General features: G+C 41.8%; 5 protein-coding genes. 3 read left to right on the top strand and 2 right to left on the bottom strand.

Annotated elements, in window-relative coordinates:
* Positions 1–86: 86 nt before the first annotated feature.
* Positions 87–626: a hypothetical protein gene (locus ACED42_RS21320; RefSeq protein WP_371704064.1), complete on the top strand. Its 540-nt coding sequence runs from the start codon at positions 87–89 to the stop codon at positions 624–626.
* A 67-nt stretch (positions 627–693) separates the two neighbouring features.
* Here ACED42_RS21320 and ACED42_RS21315 read toward each other — a convergent pair whose 3' ends face one another.
* Together ACED42_RS21315 and ACED42_RS21310 are read right to left on the bottom strand one after the other, a co-directional pair.
* Positions 694–1,608, bottom strand: a complete 915-nt coding sequence (locus tag ACED42_RS21315) for a LysR family transcriptional regulator (RefSeq protein WP_009846875.1) — start codon at positions 1,606–1,608, stop codon at positions 694–696.
* A 195-nt stretch (positions 1,609–1,803) separates the two neighbouring features.
* A complete protein-coding gene (locus ACED42_RS21310) occupies positions 1,804–2,709 on the bottom strand; it encodes a LysR family transcriptional regulator (protein WP_371704063.1) in 906 nt (301 codons plus the stop codon).
* A gap of 119 nt (positions 2,710–2,828) precedes the next feature.
* Between ACED42_RS21310 and ACED42_RS21305 the strand changes: the two genes are divergently transcribed.
* Both ACED42_RS21305 and ACED42_RS21300 read left to right on the top strand, forming a co-directional pair.
* The gene (locus ACED42_RS21305; RefSeq protein ID WP_371704062.1) at positions 2,829–4,088 is read left to right on the top strand and encodes an adenylosuccinate synthase; all 1,260 of its coding nucleotides are present in this window, start codon (positions 2,829–2,831) and stop codon (positions 4,086–4,088) included.
* Positions 4,089–4,604: 516 nt separating this feature from the next.
* Positions 4,605–6,482 carry a hypothetical protein gene (locus ACED42_RS21300; protein WP_371704061.1) on the top strand — a complete coding sequence of 626 codons (1,878 nt, stop codon included), beginning with the start codon at positions 4,605–4,607 and terminating at the stop codon, positions 6,480–6,482.
* Positions 6,483–6,679: the final 197 nt, after the last annotated feature.

The raw sequence follows: 6,679 nt of genomic DNA, 5'->3' as shown, positions 1-6,679 counted from the left end.
CTTATTCTTCGCGCTGAAAGATTAGAATGCGGGGTTCATGACACGCTTACGGTGTAATCGAACCTGGCTCTGCGGTTAATGCGCTAATGTCTCAAGAAGATTGGTTACCTACACTCGCGGCTGCGGCCGGTAATGACTCTATCGTTGAAGACCTTAAAGAAGGTGTCTCTTTAAATAATAAAGATTGGCGTGTTCACCTAGATGGCTCGAACTTCATGCCATACTTTGAAGGAGAGGCAGAAAAATCACCTCGTGAAACTATTTTCTACTTCTCTGCAAACGGTGACTTCAATGCGCTTCGTTGGAACGATTGGAAAGCAAGCTTCGCGATGATGGAAGGCACGATGCAATCGGCTATTCGTCAAGCTCCTGCTTGGGCTTCAATTACAAACCTACGTATGGATCCGTTTGAAACCGCAGCGAAAGAATCTGGCATGTACACTCGTTGGATGGTAGACAACATGTGGTTATTCGTACCAATGTCTCAAGAAGTGATTAAGTTTATGGGCTCTCTAAACGATTACCCAATGCAACAAGGCCAAGGCTTCAGTGCCGCAGACATCAATTACAACACGCTAAAAATGCAAAAGCTAATTCAGCAGATGCAAGCACAAAACGCGAAATAGCGGAGCAAGGGTTAAACAGCGAAGCAACAGCTAGATAACCCGGCTACCGACCATTAAAGATAACTGACTAATTAAAGCCCCACTGGGGCTTTTTTTGTGAGGCATCAACAATCTTTTTTCTAAACCATGAATGCGCCATATCTGCATTACGACTCTTGTGCCACACCAGATATTCAGTACCAAGATCCGATTCAAACGGTAAAGGCGACAGCTTAAAATCATCCAGCAAGCCATACCTTTCAAGTATCGATTTCTGACTAATACAAAGCCAATCCGTCCCTCTTACCATATCAAGCATTTCAAATGGGCCAGGCGCCTTTCGTGCAACCTTTCTACTTTTCGCATACTTACTGGTTTTGGTTAACGGCGATTCTTTGGTATCCCACATACTATGAAGAACATGCTTCTCTTCAAGGTATTCTTCCAACGTAATCTCGTTCCCTAATCTAGGGTGGTTTTTATCGTAAGCAACCACCATAGGTTCGTTAGAGAGCTGAATACATTCCATTGCCGGATCGTTGATAGGCGTATGGACTATACACAAATCATATCGGTGTTGGCGAAGGTCTAGAACGATGTCTGCGGTATAGTAAGGGTCAATATGAAGACCGATATCTGGCGTTTCCGCATAGAGGATATCGGATACACGCTTCATCAATGAATAAGTTGCACCACTAATACAAGCGACATTAAACGACCTTTCAATTTTTGTTGGGTCGAACTTTCGCTTACTTGGAAAAGTTGATTCAAAGGCATCGTAGGCCTGTTTTATCTGAGGGTAGATGTCATAACAAAAACTGCTCGGTCTATAACCTTCCTTTGTTTTCACAAACAACGGATCATCATAGGTTTCTTTTAGTCGGTTAAGCGCCTTACTAATTGCGGGCTGAGTAACGCCAAAACGTTTCGCGGTATTCGAGATAGAGAGCTCTTCCATCATGACAACAAAATACGGGATCAGACTAAAATCAGTGTTTTTCATGTTCTATTTACCAAACTCGCGTACTAAATTAACTTTCATATCATTGAATTATACCGTATCAACCAAGCACTTCATTAGCGACCCTTTTATTTTGGGAAGTCACCTACGAATTATCATGCTAGAAAACGATGATTAACAAGAACACAAAAAGCCCACACTTGGCAGGCTCAGGTAACTCAAAGTCAGTGATGGCGTTTATTTGTTTTGTAACAGAGTAATCTCATCATTCACCCAGCCTAATAACTGCTTAGTCGCTTTAGATAAGACTTGGTTCTGCCTCACGATATAGCCAAGGCTGGTGCTAGAGAAATTGGTCAATGGCGTAACCTTTGAATTCAAATGCTGCTTGGTGGATATCGCAAACTCAGGAATGATGGCGACACCAAACCCAGCTTCTGCCCAGTCGATTTGAGCATCGACACTCCCTACTTCCATGACTCTGTGATCGGGTAGATTAAGGCTTGGTAAACCTTCATCAATGAAGTCACGAGTTCTCGTATCATGGCCAAGTAGAATCAATGTGAGCTCGGCATCAGCATCCCTGATATCACTTTTTGGCAAATTATCAGAGTCTTGAATATCAAACCCATCGCCTAACGCGCACCAAGAAAGCTCTTGCAGCTTTGTGAAATACAACGACTCATTGTGCTGTTCTTTTGCGATAACAAAGCCAATATCCGCCTGAGCGTTTTTGACTAAACTCGATGCCTGAGATGACGTGGTATTCAAGAGCGTAAGGTCAATGCCGGGATACTGTACTTTGAACTTCTGGAACGGACGAATCAACAAGAACCTGGAAATGATGTCACTCACGGCAATAGTTAATGTACCTATTTTGAGGTCATTAATGGCATTAAGATCGGCCTGACAAATCTGAAGTTCAAGCAACGTTCTTTGGCTTGTTTCCAATAACCTTTCGCCCGCCTGAGTCAATTGAAATGGACTTCGTTCTATCAACTTAATACGTGTGGTTTGCTCTAGTTGTTTTAGGTGCAAACTCACATTGGGCTGCGTCATGTGGAGTGCGTTGGCCGCTTTCCCAAAATGCTTGTATTCCGCTAGCGTCACAAACGTCTTCAACAAATTTATATCAAGCATCATATCTCTCCTGTGCTCCCTATATGATATATGAAAACCTTATCAAGATAATAAAGATAATTAATTTCTCTTATCCACTTTGTAGGCCTAACATGATTTCTCAATCAGTCAGGAGAAAAATTATGCCATCTATTGTTGTTGTAGGCGCAAACTGGGGCGACGAAGGCAAAGGCCGTATCGTTGATTTTTTAGCAGAGCAAGCTTCTGCTAGCATTCGCTTTCAAGGCGGAAACAATGCAGGCCATACCGTAGTAAACGACTTCGGTACATTCAAACTGCACCAACTACCGAGTGGTATTTTTAATCCTGATTGTACGGCGGTTCTTGGCCCTGGCATGGTGATCAGCCCTGCTGCGCTAACTGAAGAGATCGCAGACGTACAAGCGGCCGGCATCAAAGTTAAAATGGCGATTTCAGACCGCGCAACATTGTGTCTACCTTTACACGCGCTTGAAGATACTCTTGAAGAAGAGCGTTTAGGCGATGCTGCTTATGGCTCAACACGTCAAGGTATTGCACCTGCTTACGGCGACCGTGTAATGAAGAAAGGCATTCTAGTGGGTTGGCTAAATCAACCTGAGATTTTAGAGCAGCGCATTCAATTCCTGCTTGATTGGAAGATGCCTCAACTTAAAGCGCTATACCCACAATGTGACTTCTCTCAGACTGCTTCTGAAATGACAGAATGGCTACTTGAAGTGACTAAAGCTTGGCGCCCATTCATTTGCAACGTAACTGAGCCGCTTAAAGCACTGCAATCGCAAGACGCGAACCTACTGTTTGAAGCTCAGCTAGGCGCAGGTCGTGACCTTGTTTACGGTGAATACCCTTGGACGACATCTTCAAATGTAACCGCTGCATACGCGGGTATCGGTAGTGGCTTACCTGCCCTTCGCCCCGAGCGCGTTATTGCTGTGGCTAAATCGTTCAGCTCATCTGTAGGTACTGGTACGCTAGTGACTACAATGGAAGAGCAAGACAGCTTCCGCGAAAGCTCTAACGAATATGGCGCAACAACGGGTCGCCCACGTGATATGGGTTACTTTGATGCGGTAGCAACTCGCAACGGCGTTGACCTACAAGCCGCGACTGAAATAGCACTGACTAAGATTGACTGTCTGTCTGGTTTGTCTGAACTTAAGATTTGTACCGCTTACTCAGGAGAGCACACTGAGAACCCGATTTGGCCACAAACGGCTGAGCTAAAACCTGTTTATGAAGATATGGCAGGTTGGGATGAAGACATCACTGGCTGTCGCACGTTTGAAAGCCTTCCTCAAGCGGCACAAGATTACGTAACTCGCATCGAAGAGCTAATGGGTGTGCCAATTGTGATGGTGTCAGTAGGCCCTGAGCGTGAGCAAATGATCATTCGAGGCTAGAGCTCTACTCAAGTCTTTCAGCTAAAGCGGTTGTTTAGCTGAAAGACGACAGGCACAAAAAAGCCCACACTAGGTGGGCTTTTTTGCTTGTCGCTACTGGACTCGACTATCATACCTATCAAATTGATTAATATGAATATTACAAAAATAGAACTTGAAAGTGTTACCTCTGGTGTTACTTCAGAAAAAACTAACCTGAGTTACCGTTCAAGACAACTAAGTGGCTCATTAACTCCTCTGCCAAAGTGCAAACTCATAAAATCCTATGACTTCCCTGAACTTAAAAAATTGTACCAGTGATGGCGTTGAATTTGATTACTATGTCATTGAAATATAGACTTTTATTAATCCGTACTTCGGGAGTATACACTCGGTCTTACATGCTACTTTCGCGTCAGAAATCACAACCATAAATTACCTTGGTGAGTAATAAACACTAACAAACCCCGCAAACGATGATTGCTTAATTCAACACCCCTTGGTACTGTATATGCAAACAGTATCAAGGGATAAACTATGACTCCAGAAGAACGAAATGCTTGGCAACAAAGCCTCGCTCAAATCGCATTAGATATAAAGCTCAATACCTTACCCTTTGACATGCCATGGGGTCACTTTGAAAACTTATGCCAAAAGCTTATAGCTGAAGAATGTAATTTGAGCGGTCTTGAGGTAATTGATCCAATAATATATGGAAGAAGTGGTCAAAAACAGGAAGGCATTGACATTAAAGGGACTATACCTAACTCGAGTAAGTTTTTTATGATGCAGTGTAAACACTACACGTTAGTAACTGCCGGAAACATTACTAAATGGGTTGACGACTTCATAAAAGGTAAATTTTCCGACCAAACCTCTATGTATATATTAGCTACTACTTTTGATATCAGTTCAGATACAAAGCTTGTGGATTCGTGGCATGAGGCTCAACAAAAGCTTGATTCACTGGGGATCAGAAGTGAGATTTGGGATCAACCGTCCATTCTAGCCAAACTGAAAAATACGTTTAAAGTTACTAGTATGTTCTGGGGAGAAACTATTGCTTCAAGATACTGCCAACAAGATTTTTCAGAAAATGTCTATCCCTATTCGTATCCTGTAAAAAATACTAACAAGGGTAATAACATAATCTACATCCAAAATAATACGTGTCAGCTTGATCTAATTGTACCAACCGAAAAAGAAGGCATAAAAGCTGGTGGTATTTTTTCATTTGCAAGGAGAGATTTGCATGGCACCACATTTAGTATTGATGGAAAGGCATTGATCCCTCTATTACAAGTTAAGGCACATACCTCTTCTCTCCGTAACACTAACTACTTGTACAAAAGCGAAACTAAATACTATTTATCATTAGCCAACATTCGCTTAACTCTCGAGGATAACGAAGTAGATGATCTTGACTGGGTTCTAGAACAAGCCTTTTCTTACTACATAGGCAGTAGTAAGAAAATCGAAGCAAAATTTAAAACAAAACGATTTGAACGCTCTAGTACAGACTTTAAGATCAAACTCTGTGAAATAAAGCAAAGCTTATGGAATACCACCATTGACTACGCTTATGCTCATGACATCGCGAATGGTGATAGCTCTGACTTCATTTATGACTCGGCTCCTGGTTGTCTTAAAGTTTTTGTAGACAGAGACACTGAAAATCTAGATTACGGTTACCACCTAATCATGTATCCAAAATCTAGTGGTTCAATGCTCAATGATAATGTAATACTTGAATGGGAACCTTTGAGTGATATTGCTGGAAGCCCAGTAGAGATTGACCAAAGAAAAGCCTGGGATGCAGAATTTACCTATCATTGGTTGCACACCTACTTGTTCCCTAGGGTTTATGACTGGGCTAAAGATCAAAGCACAAAAGAAAACAACACAAATCTAATAAGACGGCTCTTCAAAAAAGAGAACGAAAGCCATATACCTCCCTTAGATTATTTTATTGCGAGCAACTATAAAGCGACTTCTAGAAATCTTGAGCGAAATGTTAGTTGCCTTAAAACCATGCAAAACTATACCGATAAACTTCAACAGCACTTTCATTGCTACCAACACCAAGCAAGAATCAAAAAAGAGTTAATTATCAATGTGGTCGACGCTTGTATTTTTCTCCTTAATGAAAATGCCGAGTTAAACTGTAACTACATTAGAGGGAATTTACGTTTGGGGGGAGAAACGACTCTGAAAGAACTCCTTCTCCTAAAAGAAGATAAGGAATCTCGAGTCTATTCTACCTCTACTATGCTTGATATGGCCTTGAGATCTTTAGGAAAGCTACTTGAACTAAAGCATGAATTGTCGCTATACGAGATAGACTCATTGACTGACTACCTTTCGCCAGTATCTGATAGGTACGAAGAAGACCGTATCTGTAAAACATATATTTAGTATAAATTGAAATGGGCTCACTAAAAGCCCATTTTCACATCAAACACTTAACCAATATTAATGGCCAAGAACCTACCCTTCGACTAGGCACGTCATAAACCTCGTATTCAAATCTTCCAGCATGACTAATATGATTAACTATCGTAAGCGTGTCATGAACCCCGCATTCTAATCTTTCAGCGCGAAGAATAAGATCA

Origin of the sequence: Vibrio sp. FF145, assembly GCF_041439075.1 — a bacterium.
GTDB classification, from domain to species: Bacteria; Pseudomonadota; Gammaproteobacteria; order Enterobacterales; family Vibrionaceae; genus Vibrio; species Vibrio tasmaniensis_A.
This window is presented reverse-complemented; position numbering and strand designations above follow the sequence as displayed.